General features: G+C 65.6%; 23 protein-coding genes and 3 pseudogenes. 9 read left to right on the top strand and 17 right to left on the bottom strand.

All coding sequences use genetic code 11. The features are described 5' to 3' along the window. Nucleotides 1–38: 38 nt before the first annotated feature. The 7 genes and pseudogenes from FHY02_RS19605 to FHY02_RS19640 form a co-directional block, all read left to right on the top strand. Nucleotides 39–716: pseudogene (locus FHY02_RS19605) on the top strand (carbohydrate porin); the annotation flags it as partial. A gap of 38 nt (nt 717–754) precedes the next feature. Next, the gene (locus tag FHY02_RS19610; RefSeq protein ID WP_183925424.1) at nt 755–1,537 is read left to right on the top strand and encodes a (S)-acetoin forming diacetyl reductase; all 783 of its coding nucleotides are present in this window, start codon (nt 755–757) and stop codon (nt 1,535–1,537) included. A 163-nt stretch (nt 1,538–1,700) separates the two neighbouring features. Then, nucleotides 1,701–3,140, top strand: a complete 1,440-nt coding sequence (locus tag FHY02_RS19615; RefSeq protein WP_183925426.1) for an NAD-dependent succinate-semialdehyde dehydrogenase — start codon at nt 1,701–1,703, stop codon at nt 3,138–3,140. Between the two features lie 109 nt (nt 3,141–3,249). Further along, entirely contained in the window at nt 3,250–3,996 is a 747-nt protein-coding gene (locus FHY02_RS19620) for an electron transfer flavoprotein subunit beta/FixA family protein (protein WP_183925428.1), read from the top strand. Further along, nucleotides 3,993–4,922, top strand: coding sequence for an FAD-binding protein (locus FHY02_RS19625; protein WP_183925431.1), 930 nt, complete (start codon nt 3,993–3,995; stop codon nt 4,920–4,922). Before FHY02_RS19620 ends, FHY02_RS19625 begins: the two co-directional genes overlap by 4 nt. Nucleotides 4,923–5,064: 142 nt before the next feature. Then, nucleotides 5,065–5,695 (top strand): annotated as a pseudogene (locus FHY02_RS23135) (transposase); the annotation flags it as partial. Nucleotides 5,696–5,844: 149 nt separating this feature from the next. Then, nucleotides 5,845–7,029, top strand: a complete 1,185-nt coding sequence (locus tag FHY02_RS19640; RefSeq protein WP_183925437.1) for an MFS transporter — start codon at nt 5,845–5,847, stop codon at nt 7,027–7,029. Between the two features lie 555 nt (nt 7,030–7,584). Here FHY02_RS19640 and FHY02_RS19645 read toward each other — a convergent pair. From FHY02_RS19645 to FHY02_RS19660, 4 genes and pseudogenes are all read right to left on the bottom strand, one after another. After that, a complete protein-coding gene (locus FHY02_RS19645; RefSeq protein ID WP_183925439.1) occupies nt 7,585–9,279 on the bottom strand; it encodes a carboxylesterase/lipase family protein in 1,695 nt (564 codons plus the stop codon). Then, nucleotides 9,276–9,857 (bottom strand): NADPH-dependent FMN reductase, encoded by a 582-nt coding sequence (locus FHY02_RS19650; RefSeq protein WP_183925442.1) that lies wholly within the window; start codon nt 9,855–9,857, stop codon nt 9,276–9,278. Before FHY02_RS19650 ends, FHY02_RS19645 begins: the two co-directional genes overlap by 4 nt. 44 nt (nt 9,858–9,901) lie before the next feature. Further along, complete coding sequence (locus tag FHY02_RS19655; protein ID WP_183925444.1) at nt 9,902–10,342, bottom strand: cupin domain-containing protein; 441 nt, start codon at nt 10,340–10,342, stop codon at nt 9,902–9,904. Next, nucleotides 10,339–10,548: pseudogene (locus tag FHY02_RS19660) on the bottom strand (zinc-binding dehydrogenase); the annotation flags it as partial. The gene FHY02_RS19655 and the pseudogene FHY02_RS19660, both read right to left, overlap by 4 nt. Before the next feature lie 53 nt (nt 10,549–10,601). Between FHY02_RS19660 and FHY02_RS19665 the strand changes: the two are divergent. Further along, complete coding sequence (locus FHY02_RS19665; protein WP_183925446.1) at nt 10,602–12,035, top strand: IS1182 family transposase; 1,434 nt, start codon at nt 10,602–10,604, stop codon at nt 12,033–12,035. On the opposite strand, the gene FHY02_RS19670 is transcribed toward FHY02_RS19665, so the two are convergent. From FHY02_RS19670 to FHY02_RS19690, 5 genes are all read right to left on the bottom strand, one after another. Then, nucleotides 11,969–12,898, bottom strand: coding sequence for a zinc-binding dehydrogenase (locus FHY02_RS19670; protein WP_221198742.1), 930 nt, complete (start codon nt 12,896–12,898; stop codon nt 11,969–11,971). The genes FHY02_RS19665 and FHY02_RS19670 overlap by 67 nt on opposite strands. A 16-nt stretch (nt 12,899–12,914) precedes the next feature. Beyond that, nucleotides 12,915–14,459 carry a tannase/feruloyl esterase family alpha/beta hydrolase gene (locus FHY02_RS19675; RefSeq protein ID WP_183925448.1) on the bottom strand — a complete coding sequence of 515 codons (1,545 nt, stop codon included), beginning with the start codon at nt 14,457–14,459 and terminating at the stop codon, nt 12,915–12,917. A gap of 113 nt (nt 14,460–14,572) precedes the next feature. Continuing rightward, nucleotides 14,573–15,259, bottom strand: a complete 687-nt coding sequence (locus FHY02_RS19680; protein ID WP_183925450.1) for an SDR family NAD(P)-dependent oxidoreductase — start codon at nt 15,257–15,259, stop codon at nt 14,573–14,575. A gap of 33 nt (nt 15,260–15,292) precedes the next feature. Beyond that, entirely contained in the window at nt 15,293–16,756 is a 1,464-nt protein-coding gene (locus FHY02_RS19685; RefSeq protein WP_221198743.1) for a glycoside hydrolase family 1 protein, read from the bottom strand. An 8-nt stretch (nt 16,757–16,764) separates the two neighbouring features. Next, a complete protein-coding gene (locus FHY02_RS19690; protein ID WP_221198744.1) occupies nt 16,765–17,118 on the bottom strand; it encodes a putative quinol monooxygenase in 354 nt (117 codons plus the stop codon). Between the two features lie 108 nt (nt 17,119–17,226). Here FHY02_RS19690 and FHY02_RS19695 point away from each other — a divergent pair, with 108 nt between their 5' ends. After that, complete coding sequence (locus FHY02_RS19695; RefSeq protein WP_132910696.1) at nt 17,227–18,135, top strand: LysR substrate-binding domain-containing protein; 909 nt, start codon at nt 17,227–17,229, stop codon at nt 18,133–18,135. Between the two features lie 30 nt (nt 18,136–18,165). On the opposite strand, the gene FHY02_RS19700 is transcribed toward FHY02_RS19695, so the two are convergent. The 8 genes from FHY02_RS19700 to FHY02_RS19735 form a co-directional block, all read right to left on the bottom strand. Then, the gene (locus FHY02_RS19700; protein ID WP_132910697.1) at nt 18,166–19,071 is read right to left on the bottom strand and encodes a LysR family transcriptional regulator; all 906 of its coding nucleotides are present in this window, start codon (nt 19,069–19,071) and stop codon (nt 18,166–18,168) included. Beyond that, complete coding sequence (locus tag FHY02_RS19705) at nt 19,071–19,490, bottom strand: DoxX family protein (protein WP_183925452.1); 420 nt, start codon at nt 19,488–19,490, stop codon at nt 19,071–19,073. The genes FHY02_RS19700 and FHY02_RS19705 overlap by 1 nt, the downstream gene beginning before the upstream one ends. A gap of 4 nt (nt 19,491–19,494) precedes the next feature. Beyond that, on the bottom strand, nt 19,495–20,112 hold the full coding sequence (locus FHY02_RS19710; protein WP_183925454.1) for an alpha/beta hydrolase: 618 nt from the start codon (nt 20,110–20,112) through the stop codon (nt 19,495–19,497). Next, nucleotides 20,109–20,897 carry a class III extradiol ring-cleavage dioxygenase gene (locus FHY02_RS19715; protein WP_183925456.1) on the bottom strand — a complete coding sequence of 263 codons (789 nt, stop codon included), beginning with the start codon at nt 20,895–20,897 and terminating at the stop codon, nt 20,109–20,111. The genes FHY02_RS19710 and FHY02_RS19715 overlap by 4 nt, the downstream gene beginning before the upstream one ends. A 115-nt stretch (nt 20,898–21,012) precedes the next feature. Next, nucleotides 21,013–21,471 (bottom strand): MarR family winged helix-turn-helix transcriptional regulator, encoded by a 459-nt coding sequence (locus tag FHY02_RS19720; RefSeq protein WP_132910701.1) that lies wholly within the window; start codon nt 21,469–21,471, stop codon nt 21,013–21,015. A 12-nt stretch (nt 21,472–21,483) separates the two neighbouring features. After that, a complete protein-coding gene (locus FHY02_RS19725) occupies nt 21,484–23,019 on the bottom strand; it encodes an MFS transporter (RefSeq protein ID WP_183925458.1) in 1,536 nt (511 codons plus the stop codon). Then, complete coding sequence (locus tag FHY02_RS19730) at nt 23,019–24,092, bottom strand: HlyD family secretion protein (protein WP_132910703.1); 1,074 nt, start codon at nt 24,090–24,092, stop codon at nt 23,019–23,021. The genes FHY02_RS19725 and FHY02_RS19730 overlap by 1 nt, the downstream gene beginning before the upstream one ends. Nucleotides 24,093–24,109: 17 nt before the next feature. Further along, a complete protein-coding gene (locus tag FHY02_RS19735; protein WP_183925460.1) occupies nt 24,110–25,540 on the bottom strand; it encodes an efflux transporter outer membrane subunit in 1,431 nt (476 codons plus the stop codon). Nucleotides 25,541–25,552: the final 12 nt, after the last annotated feature.

Raw genomic sequence — 25,552 nt, forward strand, 5'->3', positions numbered from 1 at the left:
CGTCAGCGCCCCAAGAAGACCGCAAGCAGGAATATCTCCAGGTAGGCGTCTATCAGGTCAATCAGCGAAACGTGGATCCGACCAACGGCTTCCGGCTAGCGCTCTCGAGCGGAAGCGGGGTGCTGGTGCCAATTGAGGCGGCGTGGACGCCGGTGCTGGGCGGCGACCGTCCGGGCTATCACAAGATCGGCGGGTGGATCGAGACGTCGCGGGCGCAAGATCTGGTGCGAGACGATGCCGGGCAACTGACGATCGTTTCAGGCCAGCCGGGGCAGAGCTTCCGTGGGCGGCATGGTGTCTATTTCGAGATGTCACAGCAGCTTACGGCGTCGCCGGAAGGTCTGGACCGCAAGGGCTTGTCCATGTTCTTCAATTTTACGCAGTTGGATCGGCGATCTAGCCTGATCGACAACCAGACGGCACTCGGTTTCACGCAGACGGGCACCTTCGCCAGCCGCCGAAACGACCAGGTCGCGCTGGCGCTGGTGCGCACGCATATCAATGATCGGACGCGCGAGACTGACCGTATCGCGCTGGCCAACGGTTCGATCGATGGTGTGCGCCAAGCCGAATGGATCCTGGAGGCGGATTATCGGCTGGTCGCCACCACAGGCGTCAAGATCGTGCTGGACGTGCAGTTTGGCTTCAACCCGGGCGGCATTTCGGAACGCCGCAACGTGGTGGCTCTCGGCATGAAGAGTTCGGTCTCATTCTGATCCGCGGCGGCGAAACTACATCGGACAAGGAGAAGACGATGAGCAAGGTAATAGGCAAAACCGTTTTCGTGACTGGCGCCGCGCAGGGGATCGGCGAGGCTATTGCGTTCCGGCTCGCGGCCGACGGCTTCGCGGTAGCCTGTGCAGACATGAACGTAGGCGCAGCGGAAGCAGTGGCGGCGAGGCTGGAAGCTTCAGGCGCCAGCGCGTGCGCCATTGCCGTCGACGTCGCAGACCGTCAGTCGGTGTTCGCGGCGGTTGAACAGGCGGCCGATCGGTTCGGCGGGTTGGACGTGCTCATCAACAACGCTGGCGTGGCGCCGATCACCCCGATCGAGGGGATCGACTATGATCTGTATCGCCGCGCTTTCGATATCAACGTCGGCGGCGTGCTATGGGGCATCCAAGCCGCAACCAAGAGCTTTAAGCAGCTCGGGCACGGCGGCAAGATCATCAACGCCTGCTCGCAGGCTGGGCAGGTCGGCAACCCGGATCTGGCGGTCTATTGCGGTACCAAGTTCGCGGTGCGGGGCATCACCCAGACGGCAGCGCGTGATCTGGCGCATCTCGGAATCACCGTAAATGCTTATTGCCCCGGCATCGTCGATACACCGATGATGCAGAAGGTGGCGAGCGATCTCGCGACCAACAACGGCCAGCCGTTTGAATGGGGCATGGAGCAGTTTGCCAAGAACATAACGTTGAAGCGCGTGTCCAAGCCCGCCGACGTCGCTGCCTGCGTGTCGTTCCTTGCTGGGCCAGACTCCGATTACATGACCGGACAGGCGGTGATCATCGACGGCGGCATGGTATTCAACTGATCTCGCATGGGGCCGCCGGCAGGCAGTTAGCCTGCTGGGGGCAGCGACTGGGAAGATGCGCTTCAATCCTATCTCAACAGCCGCGTCGTCGGTCGACCCACATCAGGTTTGTCTAAGCCGCCCCTCTTCCTGCCGCACGACCGCTACATTTCGGAGTTTCACCATGGCCTACATCGACACACAGCTCTTCATCGGCGGCACGTGGCAGGATGCCCGCGACGGCGGATCCCTAGCCGTGATGAACCCGGCGACGGGAGAAGAGATCGGACGGGTTGCGTGCGCAAGGCAGGCTGACCTCGACGCGGCGCTCGATGCAGCCGACCGCGGTTTCAAGCTGTGGCGCGATCACACTCCCGCCGAGCGCAGCCGGATCATGCGCAAGGCTGCCGATCTGCTGCGCGAACGGGCTGATCGCATAGCTGAACTCATGACCTTGGAACAGGGTAAGCCGCTGGCGGAAGCCCGCGGCGAAACGATTGCTGCCGCGGGAATGATCGACTGGTTCGCGGAAGAAGGCTTTCGGATCTATGGGCGGCTGGTGCCCCACCGGTCCACGCCGTCAACGCGGCAGATGGTGTTGAAGGATCCGGTCGGCCCGGTGGCAGCGTTCACGCCGTGGAACTTTCCAATCAACCAGATCGTGCGCAAGATCGGTGCAGGCCTCGCGGCAGGCTGCTCGATCATCGTCAAGGCGCCGCAGGAAACGCCTGCGAGCCCCGCCGCCTTGATCAGGGCGTTTCATGATGCTGGGCTGCCCGAGGGCGTGCTCGGACTCGTATTTGGCGACCCGGCAGAGATTTCGCGATATCTCATCGCCAGCCCTATCATCCGGAAGATCACCTTCACGGGCTCGACGCCGGTCGGCAAGCTACTAGCTGGCATGGCCGGACAGCACATGAAACGGGTTTCGATGGAACTCGGCGGGCATGCGCCCGTGATTGTCTGCGAAGATGCCGATGTCGCATTGGCGGTGAAGAGCATCGGGGGCGCCAAGTTCCGCAACGCCGGGCAGGTCTGCATCGCCCCGACCCGCTTCCTCGTCCACAACAGCGTCAAGCACGCCTTCGCAGAAGAGCTAGCCGATCTGGCGCGCGGCATCGTGGTCGGCGACGGGATGGCCAAGGACACGCAGATGGGGCCGCTCGTGAACGCGCGCCGAGTGGCGGCGATGGCTGAATTTCAGGAGGATGCGATCAGCAAGGGCGCCATCTTGCTGGCTGGCGGCGGCCCGATCGGCGAAGCGGGTCATTTCTGGTCACCCACCGTATTGACCGACGTGCCGCTCAATGCGCACCTCTTCAACGATGAGCCATTCGGTCCTGTCGCTGGTATCCGCGGCTTTGATGCGTTGGAGGAGGCGATTGCGGAGGCAAATCGCTTGTCATTCGGTCTGGCAGGATATGCATTCACCCAATCTCTCACCAATGCCGATCTACTCACCCGCAAGGTTGAAGTTGGCATGCTGTGGATAAACACTCCCGCCGCAACTTCGGCCGAGCTGCCGTTTGGAGGGATGAAAGACTCTGGTTACGGCACGGAAGGTGGGCCTGAGGCATTGGAAAGTTATCTCAACACCCGCGCGGTGGTGATCGCAAACGCATAATTGATGCCCGGGTCGGCGGTCAATGTAACGGATGCCGCGCCGGCAACAGTCGACGATTGCCCGATCAGCTAAGACCGATGCGATCCGCACAATTCTTTTGGAGTAGAGCATGAAGGTGCTGGTACCGGTCAAGCGCGTGCTTGATCATAATGTGAAGCCTCGCGTGAAGGCAGATGGGACGGGGGTCGACCTCGCCAACGTCAAGATGAGCATGAACCCGTTCGACGAGATCGCCGTCGAAGAGGCGATCCGCTTTAAGGACAAGGGCGTCACCGAGATCGTCGTCGTGTCGATCGGCGAACCCAAGGCGCAGGAGACGCTGCGCACCGCGCTGGCGATGGGCGCCGATCGCGCCATCCTCGTCACCGCGGACCAGAAGGTCGAGCCGCTGGGCGTCGCCAAGATCCTGGCCAAGATCGTCGAGGAGGAGCAGCCCGATCTCGTCATCCTTGGCAAGCAGGCGATCGACGACGACAACAACCAGACGGGGCAGATGCTTGCCGGCCTGCTCGGCTGGGGCCAGGGCACCTTCGCGTCCAAGGTCGAGCTGACCGCGGACACGGTGACGGTAACCCGCGAGGTGGACGGCGGTCTCGAGACCGATTCGTTCAAGCTCCCCGCGATCGTCACTACCGATCTGCGCCTCAACGAGCCGCGCTATGCGTCGTTGCCCAACATCATGAAGGCCAAGTCCAAGCCGCTCGCCACCAAGACGCCCGCCGATTACGGCGTCGATGTCACACCGCGGATCACGACCCTCAAGGTGGTCGAGCCCGGCAAGCGCTCGGCCGGCATCAAGGTCGCCGATGTCGACGAACTCGTGATGAAGCTGCATGCCATGGGGATTGCCAAGTGAAGACTCTCGTCTGGGTCGAGCATGACGGTCAGGCCGTCAAGGATGCCACGCTGTCGGCCATCACCGCCGCGGCCAAGCTCGGCGAGGTCCATCTCGTCGTCGCCGGCCAGGGTGTCGCCGCGGTGGCGGAAGCGGCGACCAAAATCGCCGGCGTCGGCAAGGTCCACGTCGCCGACGACGCGGCCTATGCGCATGCGCTCGCCGAGAATGTCGCACCGCTGATCGTCGAGCTGATGGGTCATCACGACGCCTTCGTCGCGCCGTCCACCACCCACGGCAAGAACATCGCGCCGCGCGTTGCCGCGCTGCTCGACGTCATGCAGATCTCCGACATCCTGTCGGTCGAGAGCGAAGACACCTTCACCCGGCCGATCTACGCGGGCAACGCGATCGCGACGGTGCAGTCGTCGGACGCCAAGAAGGTGATCACCGTTCGCGGCACTGCCTTCGGGAAGGCGGCGACTGAGGGTGGCAGCGGAACGGCGGAGGCCGTGGCGTCGACCGGCGACAAGGGCCTGTCGAGCTTCACGGGCGCCGAGATCGCCGAGAATGCCCGCCCCGAGCTGACCTCGGCGAAGATCATCGTCTCCGGCGGCCGCGCGTTGCAGAATGGCGAGAACTTCACCAAGCTGATCGAGCCGCTTGCCGACAAGCTTGGTGCGGGCGTCGGGGCCAGCCGCGCCGCGGTCGATGCCGGCTATGTGCCCAACGACTATCAGGTCGGGCAAACCGGCAAGATCGTCGCCCCCAAGGTTTATATCGCGGTCGGCATCTCCGGCGCGATCCAGCATCTCGCCGGTATGAAGGATTCGAAGGTCATTATCGCCATCAACAAGGATGAGGATGCCCCGATCTTCCAGGTCGCGGATATCGGCCTGGTCGGCGACCTGTTCACGCTGCTGCCGGAACTGACCGAGAAGCTGTGATGGGGCGCGGTGGCAACCGGCGGTGCCGGGTGATTTCGCCCGTCCGCGATTAGTTCGTTTTAACGACGCGAGCCGGCCGCTGACGTGCCCCCCTGAAACTCCGCCAGTTCGAGCTAGAGTCCGCCTTCGTGAGGAGACGGATGTGAAGAAGAGCAGGTTCAGCGAGGAGCAGATCATCGCGGTGCTGCGCGAGCAGGACGGCGCGATGAAGACCGCCGACGTATGCCGCAAACGGGATCAGCAGCGCGACGCTGTAGGCCTGAAGGCGAAGTATGGCGGCATGGACGTGTCGCAAGCACGCAAGCTGAAGGTGCTGGAGGACGAGAACGCCCGGCTGAAGCGGCTGCTGCTGACGCGAGGGTCGACAACGCCGTGCTCAAGGAGACTGCCGCAAAAAACTGGTAGGGCCTGCCGTTCAGCGGAAGGCTGTTGAGCATGCTCGGCAGCTGTTCGGCATCAGCGAGCGTCGGGCCTGTACCATCTTCAGCGTGGATCGGACGTCGATGCGCTACGCGCACCGGCGATCTGATGATGGCGACCTGCGGTCGCGGCTGCGGGAAATCGCGGCTGAGCGTCGCCGCTTCGGATACCCGCGGCTAGGGATCATGCTGGCTCGCGAGGGCCTGGTCACCAACCACAAGAAGCTGCTGCGGCTGTACCGCGAGGAGAACCTGCGCGTGCGGCGCCGGCGCGGTCGCAAGCGAGCCATGGGCACCCGGGCGCCCATGACGCTGCCCCAAGGACCGAACCAGCGCTGGAGCCTGGACTTCGTCAGAGCACGTCAAGCGCTGTTGACGGCTGTGACCCACGGCGGTAGCGACCTGGGTAGACGGGCAGCATAAGTTTGCTCGCGTAAGCGTTAACGTCAACCAACGCACTACGACGAAGATGCCCCCGGGCTTCTTGCTGGGTCAGGTTGACTATGCACTCATCCGAAACTGCCGTTCGGCTTAATCGTGCCAAGAATCTGTCAATCGGGATTGTTTTGGTCGGCGCCAATCTCCGCGCGCCGATCACCAGCTTAGGTCCGGTGTTGCCGGAGGTACAAGCTGCAATGAAGCTGAGCGGGGCCGAGGCCGGGATGCTCCATGCATTGCCGCTACTCCTGTTTGCGGCGGTGTCGCTAATTGCGCCGTCTGTGGGCCGACGGTACGGCCTGGAACGCGTTCTCGGTGCAGCGATCGCAGCGATTTTCCTCGGCACGTTGCTGCGCTCGGTATGGCTGCCGATCGGGCTGTGGATCGGTACAGTCCTGCTAAGTATGGGCATCGCCTTCGGCAACGTCCTGCTCCCCAGTCTTGTAAAGCGGGACTTTCCTGACCGCGCCGCGGGTCTGATTGGCCTCTATGCCGCGGCGATGGCCGGTGTCGCGGGTGTAGCCGCGGGTGTAGCCGTTCCAATTGCGAGCCTGGCCTTCGCGGATTGGCGTTGGTCGCTCGGTGTGTGGGCCGTTCTCTCGCTGATAACCCTGCTCACTTGGCTGCCGCAGCTAAGATCAATCCGGGCTTCTCTCCCCGTAGCGGTCAAAGAGGTGGCCATCGTCTCACCTTGGCGGCATCCGATTGGATGGCAGGTATCGCTATTCTTCGCGCTTCACTCGCTCGTTTTCTACTCGATCATCGACTGGTTTGCTTCCTACGGTGGCACCTCAGGAGTTTCACCGAAAGCAGCCGGCCTGTACCTCCTTGTGTATCAGGTGGTCGCAGTCGCAACCAACCTCGGCAGCGGGTCGCTGATCCAGCGTCTGCCCGATCAGCGGCTACTAGGCTTCTCGTGCGGTATGTGCCTCTTGGTCAGCACGATTGGGTTGCTCGCACACCCCGCATTGTCTCTGGTCTGGTTGATCGTGGGCGGCCTCGGTGCAGGGGTCGCATTGGTCACAAGTCTGTCACTGTTCGCGCTTCGCACACGTGACCATCATCAGGCGGGTGCTTTGTCCAGTATGGCGCAGTGTATTGGCTACGGAGGCGCGGCAGCCGGACCGCTGCTGATTGGAGTGCTGCGCGATGCAACCGGCGGCTGGACGGTTCCGCTTACGCTGCTGATCGTCGCAAGTGCGCTCGTGATCGTGTTCGCAACGCTGTCAGGGCGCAAACGGGTTATGTGAGGATCTACAGAACATCGTGCACGAGCTGAAGGGCAGGAGTGTGGCTCTGAAAGCGACCGAGTAGCCAATAGATACCTCAAAAGCAGCAGGCAAGGCTTCCCTGGACACGTTGTGTCTTCGCCAAATTTGACACGATTGCGCGCTAGGAACGCCAAGCTGAGGGCATTCAGGCCTTTAAGGCTAGGGGAGTGTATAAGCGCGGGAAGGCACGCATTGATCCGGAAGTGATGCGGAAGCTCACGGCTCAGTGGATGCGGACATCGCGCGCCGCGCGCCAACTCGCCATCCTCACGCGGTACAGCATAACGCCCCGTGCCGAGCAAGGCGGAAGCGCCTTAGGCTTGTCGCGTGATAGGAGAGTGCGGCTGATGCCGATCCGGCTCGAGCACGCCTCCCTCTATTCGCATTGATCTATTGTCGTACTCTATAGATTCATAGGCGGCTTAGCTTGGTGCGGGCGTTCCGGCGAGAGCATCCGTTCCGTCGTGGTCTTTTGAACCCGTTCTTCAAGGAAGCTTGCATGAGAGTCATGATACGATGACCTATCCTCGAGCGTCAGGATAGGCACCTAAGATCCGGACGCATCGGTCCGTTCGATGCGGCACTCGGAGCGTCCGGCATCGATACTGAAGCGACCTCCGATCGCACGACGGCGCAGCGGACCGGAAGATCAGGATTGCGGAGCGGGCGTTGTGGCCCTTTCGCCCGCACCATCACGGGCAGGCGGCTTACCGCGCCCGATGATAGCGTCCGCGCCGGGAGGGTAGATAGGGAGGAGACCGCCTGATCGCCAAACTCTACCAGCTCCTTGCCGTCGAGGGTGAGCGGCGCCCAATTTGGTAGGCCGGCACCGTTCGGGTTGGCATGCTTGATGAAATTCTCGATCGCGCCGCCGAACTGGAGAACGACGTGCCGGACGACCGCGGTGAAGCCGCGTTCCGGGGCCTTGTCGAGCGTGTCGAACATGTAAGGCAGCTCGGAGGTGTGGAACGCGCCGTATCGTGAAGAATTTGGCCCCGGCTCGACATGGCTGAAGCGATAGACATAGACCGGGCTGCGCGCGATGCGCTCTTCCACCCACCGAGGGAGCGGCCCGAATTCGAAGCGGTCGCCCGCCTCCCGCGCGGCGGAATGACGGGCCTCCGTCACGGTGGCGCCGGGATAGAAGCGCAGGAAAGTGTCGGCATCCGCACCATAGCGACGCCGCACGTCCGCGCTCCAACCAGCCGGATCCACCTTCGGGCTTGGTGCGAAAAGATCGTTGAGCGTGTAGCCCATCATGAGCGGTACATCGCTGGCGATCGCGCGCGACGTCGTCCCGTGCGGAATGACCGCTCCGTCCGTGACGATGTTCCCGTACGGTGCTGCGCCGTCGAGGTGGGCCGCCGGCAGGGCGCGGGCCTGCTGCAGGGTCCTGACGTTCCACTTGGCGAACAAGCTGGTGCCACGCTCCTCGCCCTCTGCGAGGGGTCGATAGTCACCCAGATCGGGGGTGCTGAGCGCAATGGCGGCGCGGAACAATCCCTTCGCCTGCGGAGAGGCCAGCAATGCCATCACCGACCATGCGCCTGCGGACTGGCCGGCGAGGGTCACCTTCGACGGATCGCCGCCGAACGCCGCGACGTTGCTCTTCACCCAGCGAAGCGCCGCTAACTGGTCCTGCAGCCCGTAATTGCCCGACCCGCCGCTCTGCTCCGCGCTGAGCTCACGATGCGCGAGGAAGCCAAGCTCGCCCAGCCGGTAGTTGATCGTCACCACGACCATGCCGCGGCGCGCCAGATTGGCGCCGTCGTAGATCGGCACGGAGGAGCTGCCGCTGGTGAAGCCGCCACCGTGAATGAAGAACAGGACCGGCAGCCGCGCGCCGGTGCGCGCCTTCGCTTCGGTAACCGGAGTCCAGACGTTGACGATGAGGCAGTTCTCGTTCGTGCCAAGCGCGGGAGGAGGAAGATATTCCATGGTCCATGCCATCATCGGTGCGTCGCTGAGCTGCTGAGGGCAGCTCGGCCCGAACTGGTCCGCCGCAAGAATCCCGCGATGCCGGGGTGCAGCCACGGGAGGGTACCAGCGTCGAGCGCCAGTCGGCGCCGCAGCATAGGGCATACCCAGGAAGCGAAGCAGGTCGCCATCCGGCGTACCCGCGAACGTCCCCTGGCGCAGTGTCACAGTCCGGTTTGCACCGGGCCGGGCAGCCGCAGCCGAAGCGAGCGCACCAGCAATGACGACCGACGCCAGGACCCGGAAGTTCAAGGCCGACGCTCCTTGTTTACCGAGGCGATGAGAGAAACCCAGTCGGCGAAGCGGGACATGAAGGTGCTCAGGAACGCTTCCGTGTCCGGCGCCGATACGGCGCCATCGTCACCGAACAGCGTCGCGGCATGTCCGATGTACGCTTCCGGCTGCTGAAGCACGGGCATGTCAAGGAACACGAGGCTCTGGCGCAGATGGTGATTGGCGCCGAATGCCGACAGGCCGCCGGGAGATACGGAGACCACGGCTGCCGGCTTCCCCGCCCACGCGCTTGCCCCATAGGGTCGCGAACCGACGTCGATCGCGTTCTTCAGCGGCGCAGGTACGGAGCGGTTGTACTCGGGGGTGACGAACAGGACACCGTCAGCAGGCTTGAGTGCATCGCGAAATGCTGCCCAGGGCGCGGTATCGGCCTGACCTTCGCGGTCGGGGTTGTACAACGGCAGATCGCCGATCGGCACGATAGTCAAATCGAGCGTTTCAGGCGCAAGCCGCGACAGCGCGAGAGCCCCGCGGTGACTTATGCCATCTGCGCGAAGGCTTCCGACGACCACGGCGATCGAGAGTGGCTTGTTCATCAGGTCGGGCGTCCTTGATTGTCGGTCCGGCTTCTGGGGCGACGTCAGTCGTCCTCTTCACCGTCGATCGGGACGGAGAGCTTCTGTCCCGGGACCGCCGCGTATGTGACGATCACCACGGCCGGTTCGTTGCCGGTCACGCCGCGATGGACGTTGCCGACCGATTCCGCGAAGGCTTCGCCGGCGCGGTAGGTAGCCTTGCGCCCGGTGTCGCGCTCCTCGACCGTGAGATGGCCCGACAAGATATAGGCCGCGTTGGGCATCGCGTGGGTGTGCCAGGGCAAGGATGAATGCGCCGGAATGGTGATCCGCACGGTCGTCAGCTGCGGCTGGCCTTGCGGATAGGCGATGTAGGGTACGTCGTTCCACGACGCCGTGCGCTGGAGCAGGATCTTGGTCTCGCTGCGTCCGCCTGTTCGGGCGAGGGCCGCGGTGACGCCTGCCGCGGCGAGTGCGACCGCGGACCAGAATAGGAGGCGTCTCATTGGTGGGTATCTCCAGTTTGCCCAGTGACCACCACGATCTTGCCGGCCGCGGCGTTGTTTTCCATCAGGCGGTGCGCGTCGATGATCCGATCGAGCGGGAACACTCGACCGATGCGAACCGGCAGCGATCCATCGGCCGCCTTGTCGATGAGGTCCTGGAACGGCATCGCATGGAAATCCTCCACGCCGCCGGAATAGGTGGAGGCTGTGTGAAAACGTGCTGATGTGGTAGAGTTCTGGCGCTGATGGAGGTGCTGGGATGAGCCGTTTCATCGAGGGGAGCGACCGGCGGGAAAGGCTGCTGCTGCCGGACTGCATCGACGATTATGTAGGCGCGGACAGCCCGGTTCGGGTGGTCGACATGTTCGTGGACGAGTTGGACTTGAGCGAGCTGGGCTTTGGCGCAGCAGCCGCGACGGGGCGACCGGGTTATCATCCGGCGACCATGCTCAAGCTCTACGTCTACGGTTACCTCAACCAGGTGCAGTCGAGCCGGCGGCTGGAGCGCGAGGCGGGTCGCAACGTCGAATGCATGTGGCTCACAGGCAAGCTCGCGCCTGACTTCAAGACCATCGCCGACTTCCGCCGCGATCATGGTGCGGCGATACAGGCGGCATGCCGGCGCTTTGTCCTGGTCTGCCGCAACCTGGGTCTCATCGCGGGCGGCACGGTGGCGGTGGATGGCAGTCGGCTGCGGGCGGTGAATGCGCGCGACCGGAACTTCACGCCTGTCACGATCCGGCGCCGGATGGAACAGGTCGATGCCAGCATCCAGCGCTATCTTGGCATGCTCGACACTGCCGACCGGCAGGAGGGCGAGGCGTCCGGGTTGCGCACCGCGCGGCTGACGACGCGGCTGGATGCCTTGCGCCGGCAGATGCGCGACCTGGAAGCCATGGAGCAGGCAGTCGTGGCCGCGCCCGACCGGCAGATCTCGCTGACCGACCCGGACGCGCGCGCAATGGCATCGGCGGGAGGTGGCACAGGCCTTGTCGGCTACAACCTCCAGGCAGCGGTCGACGCGGACACTCACATCGTCGTGGCGCACGAAGTGATCAATCTTGGCCACGACCGCACGTCGCTGGCGAGCATGGGGCAGCAGGCGCGCGACGCGACCGGCGCCGATACGCTCACCGTACTGGCCGATCGCGGGTACTTCTCGGGCCCGGAGGTGCTGGCCTGCGAGAAGGCCGGCGTCGTGGCGATCTGCCCCAAGCCACTGACCTCAGGCGCCAAGGCCGAGGGCCGCTTTGGCAAGCAGGATTTCGTCTACCAACCCGATACCGATACCTATCGCTGCCCCGCCGGCGAAACCCTGACCAGGCGCTTCTCCAGTCTGGAACATGGGCTGACGCTCCATGGCTATGCGACGCCCGCCTGTCGCTTCCGCTGCGCTGCAAAGGCGAACTGCACCGCCGGCATCGAGCGGCGTATCAAGCGATGGGAGCATGAAAAGGTGGTCGAGGCCATGCAGGCCCGGCTCGACCGCTGGCCCGATGCCATGCGCGTGCGACGACGAACGGTGGAGCACGTTTTCGGCACGCTGAAAGACTGGATGGGCCGAAGCCACTTCAAGACACGAAGGCTCGGGAACGTCGCGACCGAGGCCAGCCTCCACATCCTGGCTTACAACATCAAGCGCGCCATCGCCCTCCTCGGCGTGCCAGGGCTCATCGCGGCAATGCAGGGCTGAACGGCCAACCCCGCGCGCGTCGACTCAACCAACGCGCACAGCCGTTTCCACACAGCCTCGGTGGTTAGCGATACCGCGGTGGGGATGACGTCCATCGGCGCGAAATCCGCCAGGGACCAGCGGTCGCCCACCATGCCCGCCATGCACACCACTCCGGGCGCGCAAGTCGAAGCCAGCGAGTCCGCAAGCGTGTTGGTGCCGACAAGCTCGAGCACCTTGTCCGCACCATTGGGCCAGCGCTGTCGCACCGTCGCGGCAATCTCACCTGTATCGAGGAAGAATTGGTCGGCGCCGTTGCCGCGAACGATCTCCTCGCTTGCAGCGTGGCGCGATGTGGCGCCCACTATGGCGCCGTGCGCCTTGGCAATCGCGGCAGCGGCGAGCCCAACCGAGGTCGTGCCGCCGCGGATCAGCAGGCGCTCGCCCTCCTGAAGGCGCAACGCGCGGAACAATGCGCCCCATGCGGTCTGAAGCATTTCCGGTAGAGCGCCCAGGACGTGCCACGGCAGGTCACTGGTGAAGCCACGAACCTGTACGGCGGGCACACAGACATAGTCCGCATAGCCGCCATCAAAGGCGCGACCCATGCCGCCCATCACCGTCGCAACCATCTCTCCCGGGATGAATTGTCCACCCGGTGCTGCGGTGACGGTGCCCACCGCCTCGATCCCGAGGACACGCGGAAAGACCACGCCGGGCGAATGGCCCTGCCGGGTGAACATCTCGGACCGGTTGATCCCGAATGCTTCAACCCGGATCAGGACCTGATCCGCATCGGGCATCGGGATCGGCCGGCGCTCCAAACGGAGGACCTCTGGTCCCCCAGGTTCGCGAACCACCGCCACGCGCATGTCGTCCGACATGGTCCGTCTCCCACGATCAGTTCAGGTAGCGCGCGGACGGAGCCTCGGCGGGTCCGGTCGCGTGCGCGGCGCAGGTGAAGCTGGTACGGCGGTTCGCGTCCCCACCGCGGTATTCGGGCAGCGCGGGATAGGAGCACAGCGGCCGCTCCTGCGCCGGCTGGCCACCGTCGCCCTGATGGCGGGCGATCAGCGTGGACGGTGCGTCGCCGCCCTCGGTCCAGGCGACAAGGGTCATCAGCGCATCGTTTTCGGCCTGCTGCGGCACCCCCGAGGTGAATGGCTGGCCGATGTCGGTCACGCCGGGACCGCCGAAGCAATGACCCATGCCGGGCACCAAGAACAGCCGGGCAAAGGCGGCTGCGTTCTCGCGGCCGCCCGCGCTTGCGACCAGGCGGTCATAATAGTTCGTCACTTCCGCGAAGGGGACGGCGGGATCCGCAAGACCGGTGTAGATGATCATCTTGCCGCCCGCGCGCGCGAAGTCCGAATAGTTGACGCCGTTCGCGTTCAACGTGCCGGCGAGCTGGGCATCGACACGGTCGAGGTCACGATCGAAGTCGAACGAAGCGGGTGCGAACGCATCACCGAGCGCCCAATGGAAGAGATAGAATTGCTGTTCCGGCCAGGTTGCGGGATCTCCCTGCATCACAGGCCCCAGAGGCTGGTCCTCGCTGCCGAGGGTGAGGCCCGCGTAGATGCGTTCGCCGGTGCGCGGGTTGACCGGCCCCGCATACAGTCGCCGCAGCGTGGCGAGCTGCGGTGCGGTCAGGCACGTGTCCGAAACCGCGCCGGTCTTGCAGACAGGCAGGGTGCCAACGTCGAAGCGGCACCGGCGTGGATCAGTGAGAAAGCGATCACCGGGCGCACCGCCGTCCTTGCCGGCGCACGCCGCCAGTACCGAACGGCTGACCAGCGACCATTGTGCGGCCGAGAGCTTGGCGGCAGCGGATGCGTTCAGCGAGGCATAGTTCCACAGGAAGTAGCTGGCGACATGGGTGCGGTTGTTGCCCGGATCGCCGGCCAGCACGCCGTCATAGTCGCTCGGGTAACGCTGCGCGGCGCCGAGCGCCTGCTGGCCGCCGGTCGAGCACCCCTCGAAGTACGAGCGGAAGGAGGAGGTCTTGTAGAAGGCGGCCACCATCGACTTGGCCACGCGCGTCATCTCGTGCGTCGCGCGATGACCGAAGTCGATCCAGCGTTCGGGATGGGCTGCGGTGGCGTTGATGTCGGGCGCCGTGCCGAGGTCGGTGTTGGCGACCGCAAAGCCGCGCTTCAGCCCCTCGACCATGCCCATCTCATAAGCGATCCGCCCTGCGCCGCCGCCATTCCCGGTGCCGAGCAGGCGACCGTTCCAGCCGGCGAGAGGCAGCCAGATTTCGATACCGATGCGGCTGTCGGGTGTCGGCGTGGCGATTGCTTCGACGCGGCAGAACGCCGGCAGCGTCGCGACACGCGCGGCGAGATCGGGCGCGATCGGCGACGGAGGCGCGTCAAAGGCACCGGCTGCGATGGCGCGCGCCGACGTGATCTGTGCCCCCGGCAGGACGTGGCGCGCGAGCATCGCGCAGCTGCCCGTAGTCGAGCGCAGCGTGCTGGTCTCTGCCGCAGCGGGCGTAGCCGTAAGAGTCATGATCGCAGCGCCGAGCGTCGCGCCGATCGCACCCGCAATACGGGTCACCATGGCAGAACCTCATTCTGATAGTCGATGAACGAAAGCCCCGGCGTGCCCCCACGCGCCTTGATCGCATCGGCGATGCCGCGCGCGCTGGTCTCCACCTCGAGCGGCGCCTCGTCGCCGCCCATGTCGGTCTTCACCCAGCCGGGCATGACGACAAGCAACGTCCGGTCGCCGCCGGCACGAACGGCGTAGCTGCGCATCAGCCGGTTGAGCGCTGCCTTGCTCGCGCCGTACAACTCGTAGCTCGGGCCCGGCTCCACAGACACGCTGCCGAGTCCGGACGTGGCGACCGCGATCGTGCCCCCCGAAGCGACATGGTCGTCCAGCTGCTCCACCACCCGCATGGGCGCGAGCGCGTTCGTACGCATCACCCGGTCGAACTCTTCACCGGCGACTTCGCCGATCGGCACGCTGGGATCGTCGCTCACGCCGGCATTGACATAGACGAGGTCCAGCACAGTGCCGTCGAGGCGGTCGGCGAGGGCAACGATGCCCGCATCGTCGGTGACGTCGAGCGCCTCTATGGCAAGCCCATCCCCGGCGAGCGCGGCCAGCGCGGCGGATGAGCCCGGCGTGCGTTCGGTAGCGATGACGCGCCAACCGCGCGATAGATATTCGCGCACCAGGCCGAGGCCGATGCCGCGCGATGCGCCGATGATCAGGGCCGTCGATGTGTTGGTCATATGTTGCTTCTCATGTTTTCGGGGCGGATCGGGTCACCCACCGCATGATGCTTCGGTGACGTGCTTGCCCTTGATGATGTCGGAGTAAACGCGGGCGCTCAGCTTCGGCGTGCGCGCCTGCGTGTCGAAGTCGACGTAGATCATGCCGAACCGGCTGCCGTAGCCGAACAGCCACTCCAGATTGTCGTGGCTCGACCATACGTGATAGCCGCGCACGTCGGCGCCATCCTTCATGGCCGCCTTCATCGCGGCGATGTGATCGACCAGGTAGCGGCAGCGGCCGCGGTCGTTGACCTCGCCGTCTACCAATTTGTCCTCGCCGGGGAAGCCTGCGCCATTCTCGGTGATGAAGACCGGCGGATTGCCGTACTCGGTGCGGATGCGGTCGAGCAGCACCTTGAACTGATCCGGCCGGACGGCGCCGTTGAACGCGGCATAGGTTCCTTCGGGCAGGAACATCTCAGCCGCATAGCGCGTGGTCGCATCGGCCGGGCGGCGGATGAAGAGCGGCGAGTAAAAATTAATGCCGAGATAGTCGAAGCGCGCGGCGGCGATCGCTTCGGCGTCGCCGGGCTGGACGTCGAGGTCGCCGCCCAGCCCCGCTGCGGCCGCGAGCACGTCGGCGGGATAGTGCCCCTTGTACATCGCATCGAGGAACCAGCGGTTCATCACGCCATCCGCGAGCACCGCGGCGTCACGATCGTCGGCGTTCGCGCCTTCTGCGGTGAGTGTCGGAAATAGGGGAACTGCCAGCCCTAGCCGGCCCTGGTAGCCGCGCGAGTCGAAGCTCTTTTTAGCTGCTGCCGATGCGAGCAGCAGGTGATTGAAGGTCCGCAGTGCGCCGGGAAGATCGCTTGCGGAAGGGACAATGGCGAACGTCGGCTCGCCGCCTGCGATGCGGCGCTCCGCCAGCCGCTTCATCGCACGCTCGACGAGTGGCTCGTTGACCAGCACGTAGAGATCGACCTGATCGTGGAAGTTCGCGAACACGACGTCGGCATAGTGGCGGAACCACTCTATCGACTGGCGATTGTCCCACCCACCAGCGCGGGCGAGCGACAATGGCATGTCCCAATGATAGAGGGTCAGCATCGGCTTTATGCCCGCTGCCTTCAGATCCGCGATGAACTGGCGATAATGTGCGATCGCGGCGGGGTTGGCGGGACCCACGCCATCAGGGATGATGCGCGGCCAGGAGATGGAGAAACGATAGCTCGTCAGCCCCATCTCCTTCATCAGCGCAATATCCTTCAGATACTGCGACCGATCGTAGAAGTTGATTGCGACCGCGCCGGACATGCCGGGGCCGGCAAGGCTCAGGTCGTCGAGATAATGATCCCAGACCGACCGCCCCTTCCCGTCTGCGTTGATCGCTCCCTCCACCTGATAGGCCGCCGAGGCCGCCCCCCAGCGGAATGGCTCCCCGGCAGGCTCGGCAGTGGCTGCGGTGCCGAGCATCGCCGACACGGCACCGATGAGGGCAAGCGATCGCCGCATGGTCGCGCTCAGCGCGTGAAGCCGGCGAACGGCGTTAGATATTCGGCGCCGAAGCCGTCGAGCACGGCGCGAATTTCAGGGGTGGTCTCGCCGTAGACGAACAGGCGATCGATCTTGGCCAGCGCCAGGAAGCGCTCGGCGAAGGGGCTGAAGGTCTGCTGCACGTGCGGCAGCAGCCCGCTCGTGCGGTACCGCTCCACGATGTGCACCACAGTGCGGTCGGCGTTGACGACGTATTCGTAGGTCGTCGTGTCCTCTTCCTCCGACGTCGCCTCGACGATCGTGTCAACCAGCGACTTGAAGGCGTCGAAGTTCGCGGGGTCGATCGTCAGGTGATAGATCGAATAGATTTCGTCCTGCACAGGTATCTCCAACAACATCGCGCGACTGCGTCGCGACACCCTATTTACGGTAGCCGCCAGCGCGATAAAGTACCGAACGGGCAATTCTAGGTAGAGCAAAAGGATACCATGACAGAGCATGATCCGTTGGCGGGCGTGTCGGTATTCGTGACCGCCGCGCGCGTCGGCAGCTTCACCCTTGCGGGCGAGCGGCTGGGGATCACCAAGTCGGCGGTGGGCAAGTCGATCGCCCGCCTGGAGGCACGGCTTGGAACCAAGCTGTTTCATCGCACGACCCGACTGACCCGGCTGACGGCGGACGGAGAAGCGTATCTCGCGGCATGCGCCGGCGCGATTGACGACATCGCCGCCGCTCAGGCCGCCCTGTCGTCCACGGGTCGTATCCTCCGCGGCCGGCTGCGGATCGATATGCCGGTGGCGTTCGGTCGGCACACCCTGCTGCCGATCCTGACGGACATCGTGCACCAGCATCCAGGTATAGAGCTCGCCCTCACCTTCACCGACGCAACCAGCGATCTGCTGCAGGAAGATGTCGATCTTGCTATCCGCTTCGGCGAGCTGAAGGACAGCAGTCATCTCGTCGCCCGCCATCTGGTCAATCAGGATCGTGTGATCTGCGCTGCGCCGCGCTATCTCGATCGCAGGGGCCGCCCGACGACGGTCGCCGCCGTGCGCGACCATGATTGTGTGGTTGGCTCGCCCAAGGGTCCACCGCTTGCCTGGGTTGTCCGGGAGGAGGGCCAGGTGCGACGCTTTCTGCCGCCAGCGACTCACCAGATCAGCGACGGCGAAGCGATGGTCGAAGCGGCAGCAGCTGGCCTTGGCCTGTGCCAGGTGCCACGCTCGATGGTGCGATCGCGGTTGGCGGACACGTCACTCGAGGCTGTGCTGACCGATGTATCGACGGTTCCGGTCGAGGTGCATGCCGTCTGGCCGCGCCGCGCCCACCTCAGTCCGCGCGTACGCCACGTCGTCGACCGGCTGATCGTAGAAGCCGGAGCGGGACGGCTGGATTGAGGGCGCGGCGATAGATCGGGAACCGCTAGATCAGGTGTGGGACGACGTCGTCCCGAGCAAGGCGTCGCGCTTGGCTTCCAGTGCGGCAACCACCGCTTGCTGGACGGCGACGATGCGCGGCGCGTGCCGGGTGTCGCGGTGAACGCCCATCCAGATCTCCCGCCGCACCGCTTCGCCCGCTTCGATCCGCATCAGGTCCGGGCACGTCTCGGCGAGGTAGCAGGGAAGATGCCCCAGCCCCAGGCCAGCGGCGACGCCGCTCAGCTGGACCGCGCGGCTGTTGGCCAGGAGTGCAGGTTCGGCCTTGCCGGTGCGCTCGGCGAACCAGCGACCGTCGGGCGTGGCGAGAAGATCGTCCTGTACCCGCACGATGCGATGGCCGGGCGCACCGGCGCTCCAGTCGGGCGATCCGTAGCGGCGGAGGTAATCGGCCGAGGCGAAGACCCCGAACGCCATCTCACCCGCCTTGCGCACGATCGTCTCGTGCGCTTCGAACCGGCCGAGCCGGACCGCCACGTCCGCCTCTCGCCGCGCGAGGCTCAGCGAGCGGTTGTCGGTGAGTAGTTCGACGACGATCCCGGGATGATCGGCATTCAGCGCGGCTAGACCGGGCGTCAGGACGTGAGCGGCAAGCGCGTCCACCGTCGTTACGCGAACCAGCCCAGCCAGGCGCTGGTCTCCGCCGGTCAGCGTCCGCTCCGCGGCAAGCGCCGCGCCGTCCATGTGCTCGACGTCGCCAAGGATCGCGGCGCCGGCGGGCGTCAGGCGATATCCGGTCGGCGTGCGTTCGAGCAGCACGACGCCGGCCCGACCATGAAGATGGTCGAGCCGGCGGCCCATGGTCGTCTGGCTGACCTTCAGGGCGCGCGCCGCGGCCGACAGAGTGCCGTGCCGGGCGATCGCGAGAAAGGTCTTGAGATCGTCCCAGTCGAGCATCAGCCGCGACGCCGCGCGTCCAGGCTCCAGGGGCCCGAGCCGGCCGCGGCGAAATACAGGAAGGCAAAGCAGTAGAGAATGGCCAGCTCTCCGCCGTTCAGCACCGGGAAGGCACCCTGCGGCGCGTGCGCCATGAAATAGGCAACGGCCATCTCGCCGGAAAGGATGAACGAGATCGGGCGGGTGAAGACGCCGAGGAGGACCGCCGCGCCGCCGATCAGTTCGAGGACTCCCGCCAACCCGAATACGCTGAACAGCGGCACCATCCCGGGTTGTGCCCCGGTGGGGAAGCCGAACAGCTTCACCAGGCCGTGGGTGACAAACAGCAGGGCGACGACGATGCGGAGAACCGAAAGCAGTTGCGGCGCAAGGCTCGCGACGGAGCGCGTCGACTCGCGACCGGGGTAGGTAGTGGCCATAGAATCATCCTTCGATCAGAGTGGATTGGAGCAGCGGTGCGGGCGTGGCGACGAGCCAGTCACGGATCGCCGACAGGGTTGGACCGGAGATGGCATGGCCGACCTCGTCAGTCGCGCGCAGCGCGACATGATCACCCGCCGACGCGAGACGGGCAGCGGCATCCTGCGACAGCGAGATCGGCATGATCGGATCGTCTCGATCGTGGACGAGCAGCACCGACGCCGGTCGACCCTCCATCGGGAGAATGGGGGCAGCCAGCCGGCCGGCCACCGCGATCGCACGCCCATGATGCAGCCGCTGCGCGACCATCGCCAGCGTCATGATCGCGCCCTGGCTGAACCCGAGAAGGGTCAGCGCGTGTCGATCGACGCCGCGATCTGCCGCCAGCCGGTCCAGCCGATTGATCAGCCGGGGCAGGGCACCCGCGACCCGCCGCGGCCGGTCGGCCTCCGTGACGCTCGCGATCGAGAACCACTGCCGGCCACTCGGGCCGCGATCGAACGGCTCACAACCGTCGAGTGCGACGACTTCTGCAATCGGCGCCAGCGGCGCCAGCGCTGCCGCAAGATCGCGCGCCGAGGATCCGACGCCATGCAGCGCGACGATGATCGGGCGGCTCATGCCGCGTCGCCGAAGGAATAGGCATCCATCCGCAGGATCGCATGGGTGGTGCTGCGATGCAGATGATGCGCCTCGCCGCTGCCGCCGGCGCCCAGCGCCACGTAAAGCGGCAGAAGATGCTCTTCGGTCGGGTGATTGCGCGCTGCATGCGGGGCGAGCTGGCGGTAGGCGAGCAGATCCTCGGTGCGACCCGCTTCGATCCGGTCGTCCATCCAGTCGGCGAACTGGTCGACCCATTCGGGTGCTGGCGCGTGGAGAGCATTGTAATACTGGCGGAAGCTGGACAGGTCGTGCGTGAAGCTACCCGATCCGATGATCAGGACACCGCTCCGGCGCAGCGGCGCGAGAAGCTGACCCAGGCGATAATGGTAATCCGGACCGAGCCGCGGCTGCACCGACAATTGTACCACGGGGATGTCGGCCGCAGGATAGATCAGGCGCAGCGGGACCCAGGCGCCATGATCGAGCCCGCGACCGCTCTCCCGCACGACATCAAGGCCGCCGCCCTCGAGCAGCGCCGCGACATCGTCCGCCAGCGAGGCGCTGCCCGGCGCCGGGTAACGGATCGCATACAGTTCAGCGGGGAAACCGTGAAAGTCGTGGATCGTCGGATTCACCGCATCCACCGACAGATGGGGCGCCTCTGTTTCCCAATGCGCGGAAACGACGAGGATGGCGCGCGGCCGCTCCAGCGAGCTGGCCAACTGCTCCAGAAAGGAGCGAGCCGGCGCGTCGCTTAGGGCGAAGGTGGGTGCGCCGTGGGAGACGAAGAGGGCAGGTAGCATGAGAACACCTCGTTGCGATGACGAGGATATGCGCGCTGCGAACCGCTTTAGAAATACGCCGTTTCCAGTTTCCTGCTATGCGTTTTCGCAGAGGCCCTGCCAGTCGTTCGATCGATCAGGACGGGCGGAATGCTTCGTTCAAACGTCCGAGGAGCTGCGCCAGATTCGTGCGATCCGTCTCTGTCCAGCCGGCGAACGCTTCCGCCCAAAGCGCTGACAACGTTTCCTCCGCGTCGCATACCAGCTTCGTTCCGCCCGGTGTGATCGCGACGTCGACGACGCGGCGGTCGATCGTGCTGCGGCTGCGCTGGACAAGGTCGCGCTGTTCAAGCCGGTCGAGCAGCCGGGTAACGGCGCCTGGATCCATCTCCAGTTCGTCGCTGATGTCGCGGACGCAGACTCTCTGTCGCTGCGCGATCAGCTTCAAGGCGAGCCATTGCGAGAGGTTGATTCCGGCGCTCTGAAGCCGGTGCTCAGCCGCATCCGCCATCGCGCGGAAGGTCGATCGAAGCAGCGTACCGGGGTGCGGGGGAGCGAAAAAGGTCGTCGCGTCACCAGCCTGTGGGTCTGTCATCTCGCGTCCCGTTCAGCTCGATGGCGGCGGCGCGTGGCGGGCCGTCACGGGATTGGGTGGAGTGGAACGCAGGAGCGCTGTCAGCGCGAGGCACAGCAGCGCGATGCCGAAGCAGAAACGATAGGCATCGGCAAAAGCGAGCACGTTTGCTTCGCGGCGGACGATGGCTGCGATGCCCCCGGGCGACACATCGAGCGCCGCCAGTCGCGGCGCGTCGAGATACCCGCCGAGAAGCGCCGAGTGGATCGCCTCTCGCTTGCGAAGCAACGTGGCGATCACTGCGCCGGCCAGCTCGGGACCGAGGACGCGTGGGATCTGGATGTACGCGACCATGGCGACGATCTCGTCCCGATGCGCGTTGGCGATGGTCATCGCGACGAGCGCCAGAAAGACCATGCCGTTGCCCAGGCCGAGCGCAATCGTCGCCGGCGTGAAGTCTTCCGCTCGCCACACATGCGTGATGCGGCTGCCAAGCCAGCAACCGAGCAGGATGGCGAGCAGCCCGAGCACCACCGGCACGCGCGGGTCGGTGCGGCGCAGCAGCCAGATGCACAGCGGTACCGCCAGCAACTGCACCGCGCTGACCCACCAGAGCGCATGCGCGGTCTGTTCCGGCTTGAGCTGTGCCATGGTCCCGAGGAAGTTGGGTATCAGGAGCGCGGTTGCGACGCTCATGATGCCGTACAAGGTGACGATCGCCAGAGGTATGGCGATGTTCCGGCGTGCCAGTGCGCGCGGATGTGCGAACGGCAACGGCGAGACATGCTGCCATGCGATCGCCGCGACGACCAGCATGATGCCGCTGATCAGCGGGACGACGACGGTACCGGACTGCAGCCAGTCGAGCCGATTGCCATGATCGAGCGCGACGTAGATCAGCGTTAGCCCGACGCAGAACAATGCGATCTCGCCCTTGTTGGTGCGGCGCCAGAGGTCGACGTTCACCGGACGCTCGGGCAGGCTGAACAGGATCAACAGCACGAGCACGACGGCGCTGGCGGAGGCCTGCCAGTAGATTGCGGGCCACCAGCCGCCCTCGACATAGAAGCCGGTCAACGGCACGCCTAGGTGCAGCGCCAGCGTCAGGCGAACCGTATAGACGCCTAGCGCGATCAGCCACCATCGCGGATGAAGGTTGGCGAACACAGTGGCGAGCGTCGCTGGGATGAAGCAGCCGAGCAGCAGCCCATCAAGGCCATGAAGCAAGAACAGCATCGGCGTGCCGACCGCGAGCGGGGTCAAGGCAGAAGTGATGGCGAAGCCCATGCCCGAGATCAGCAGCACTCGCCGGGAGCCGAACGTCACTACCGCAAGCGGGATGGCCGGCGCGATCAGCAGCTGCGGCGCGTTGAAGACGGTGTTCAGCCAGGCCCCCTCATCCACGCTGAGCCCGAAGGTGCCGCGCAGATCGCCGAGCGCGACCGCGAAGGACCGGGTGAACGCGCTCGTCATGACCGCCCCAAGCAGGACCGCCACGACCGCGCCGATCGGCCGCGCCGAGATCGTCCCACGTAGCGCATTCCGCAACAAGCCGGCGGCATGCGCCATCAGGCGCCGCGCTCGGTATCGATGTGCGTCGTCACCGACAGGCCCGCCCGCAGCCGAGCGACGAGCGGCTGGCCTGCGTCGAGATCGATCCGCACGGGCACGCGCTGAGTGACCTTAGTAAAATTTCCGGTCGCGTTGTCGGCCGGCAGAGTCGTGAAGGTCGCGCCGCTTGCCGGCGCAAGGCGAGACACGCGGCCCCGAACGGCTTCGCCGGGAAAGCTGTCGACTTCGATCGTCACGATCTGCCCGGGACGAACACGGGCGAGCTGCGTCTCCTTATAGTTCGCGACCACGTATGGGGGGGAGCGCGGCACGAAATTGACCACCGCCGCGCCCGGGTTCACCAGGCTGCCCGGCTGAACCATGCGGCCCCCGACCGCGCCATCTGCCGGCGCGACGATGCGCGTGTACGACAGGGCGATGCGCGCGGTCTCGAGGGCAGCCTGTGCAGCGAGGACGTCCGCTTCGCGTTGCGCGCGCTGGCCCCGGAGCACGTCGAGCTGGCGGCGTTGCAGCTCGACAGCCGCAAGGCTGCCCTGCTGCGTGGCTTGAACGGCGGCGAAGTTGGCGCGTGCGCTGTCTGCCTCCTGTCCGGTAACCGCACCGGTATCGGCCAGGGCGGAGAAGCGGCGATCGTCCTCGCCAGCGAGGCGCAGCTTGCTTGCGTTGGTCGCTGCCGCCGCCTGCGCCTGCGCGATGGTCGCCTGCGCGGCGGGGATCTCGTTGTCCAGGTTGGCGAGCACCGCCCTGGCGCGTGCCAGCGCCGCCTCCGCGTGCAGCACGCCCGCGCGCTGCTCGCGATCGTCGAGCTGGACGAGGAGTTCACCCGCACGCACCTGCTGGAAGTCGCTGAACGCAACCTGCCGGACATAGCCGGAGATTTTCGCGTCGATCACCGCCACGTCGGACTGGATGCTGGCATAGTCGGTGGTCTGGACGGACCTGTTGGCGGTCCAGCTATCCCAGCGGGTCGCCGCAACGACCGAAACGAGCAGGACCAGCGCAAGGATGATCCACGGGATGATGCGTTCCCAACGGTGCTCGCGCTGCACGTCGGCAGGGGCCGTAGCCATGTCGTCTCCTTGGTTTCTCAAGCGCCGCCGCCGAGCGCGCGCACCAGCGCCACATCCAGGGCGAAGGCGCGCGTCTCGAGCTGAGTCACGGCGCGGCGTGACGCGATCAGCGTATTCTCGGCCGTCAGCACCGCGATGTAATTGGACAGGCCGCCGCGGTAGCGATCCCTGGCGGCGCGATAGGCGATCTCCGCGGCGTCGCGGGCAGCGTTGGCGTGAGCGAGCTGCCGCGCGAGTGCGCGCTGGCTGGTTGCCGCCTGCGCCACGTCGCTCAGTGCGTGTACGAGCGTGTCGTCGTAGCTCGCAACGGCTTCGTCATAGGACGCGCGCGTACCGCGATATTGCGCCGACAGCGCACCGCCTCGGAAGATCGGGAGGCTGATCGCCGGGCCGGCGCCTCCCGCCAGCGACGCATCGTTGAAGAACTGGCCAAGGCCGAGGACCTGCGGTCCCAGAAACGCCGACAGGTTGATACTTGGGTAGAAGCCGGCGCGCGCTTGGCGGATCTGCGCGGCGCGTGCCTCCACCCGCAATCGTGCGGCACGCACGTCAGGGCGGCGCCCGACGAGATCGGCCGGCAAATTTGCCGGTAGGCCGAAAGCGGCAAGCTGCGGATCGGTCGGACGCGTGATCGCGAGCGCCCGATCGGGACCCGTACCGAGCAGCGCCGCAATGCGGAGGCGGGTGAGCTGTCCCATCTCTTCCTGCGCCGCCAGGGCCTGCTTGGCACTTTCGAGCGCGCTCGTCGCCTGCGCGGAGGACGCGAGTGTCTCCAGGCCGCCGGTTCGGCGACGCTCGACCAGATCGGCGGTTCGTTCGCGGACTGCAAGCGTGTCTCGGGCGAGATCCAGGTCACGCATCTGGCCGAGCAGGTCAGCATAGGCCGCCGCCACTCCGGTGGAGAGTACCAGCCGTGTCTGCGCTTCCTCTGCGCGTGCGGCATCGGCCTGGGACACAGCGGCGGCGATCGCGGCGCGATTTCGGCCGAAGAAGTCAAGGTTCCAGTCCAGCGTGGCGCGCAGCGAGGCTGCGTCGTTCACGCCTTTCGGCACGGCGGCGTAGGAGACGCCGTTGTAGTAACTCGCCTTGGTCTCCGCAAAGGAGCCGGCGACCGAAAGCTGCGGCAGGTCCGCGGCGCGCGCAGTGCCGACCGCGGCTTCTGCGGCACGAACGCGCGCCGCGGCCGCCTCGAGCGTCGGCGCGCGGGCGAGTGCCTCGGCGATCAACCCGTCGAGTTGCGTATCGCCGTAGCGCTTCCACCAATCCTCATGCGGCCATTCCGCGACGGCTGCGGCAAGGCTCTTCCCCGAGGCGAGACTGCCGGGCGAGGCGGGTACTGGCGCCGGTCCTAACTTCGGTACGGCGGCGCATCCGGCCACCAGAACAAGAAGGATCCCGGCTGCCGCGCGCGGAAGGTGCGCGACAGCCGGGTCTGGGGAACGAGTCATGGGAGAAGCGCG

The organism is Sphingomonas sp. BK069, from assembly GCF_014193405.1.
Classification (GTDB): domain Bacteria; phylum Pseudomonadota; class Alphaproteobacteria; order Sphingomonadales; family Sphingomonadaceae; genus Sphingomonas.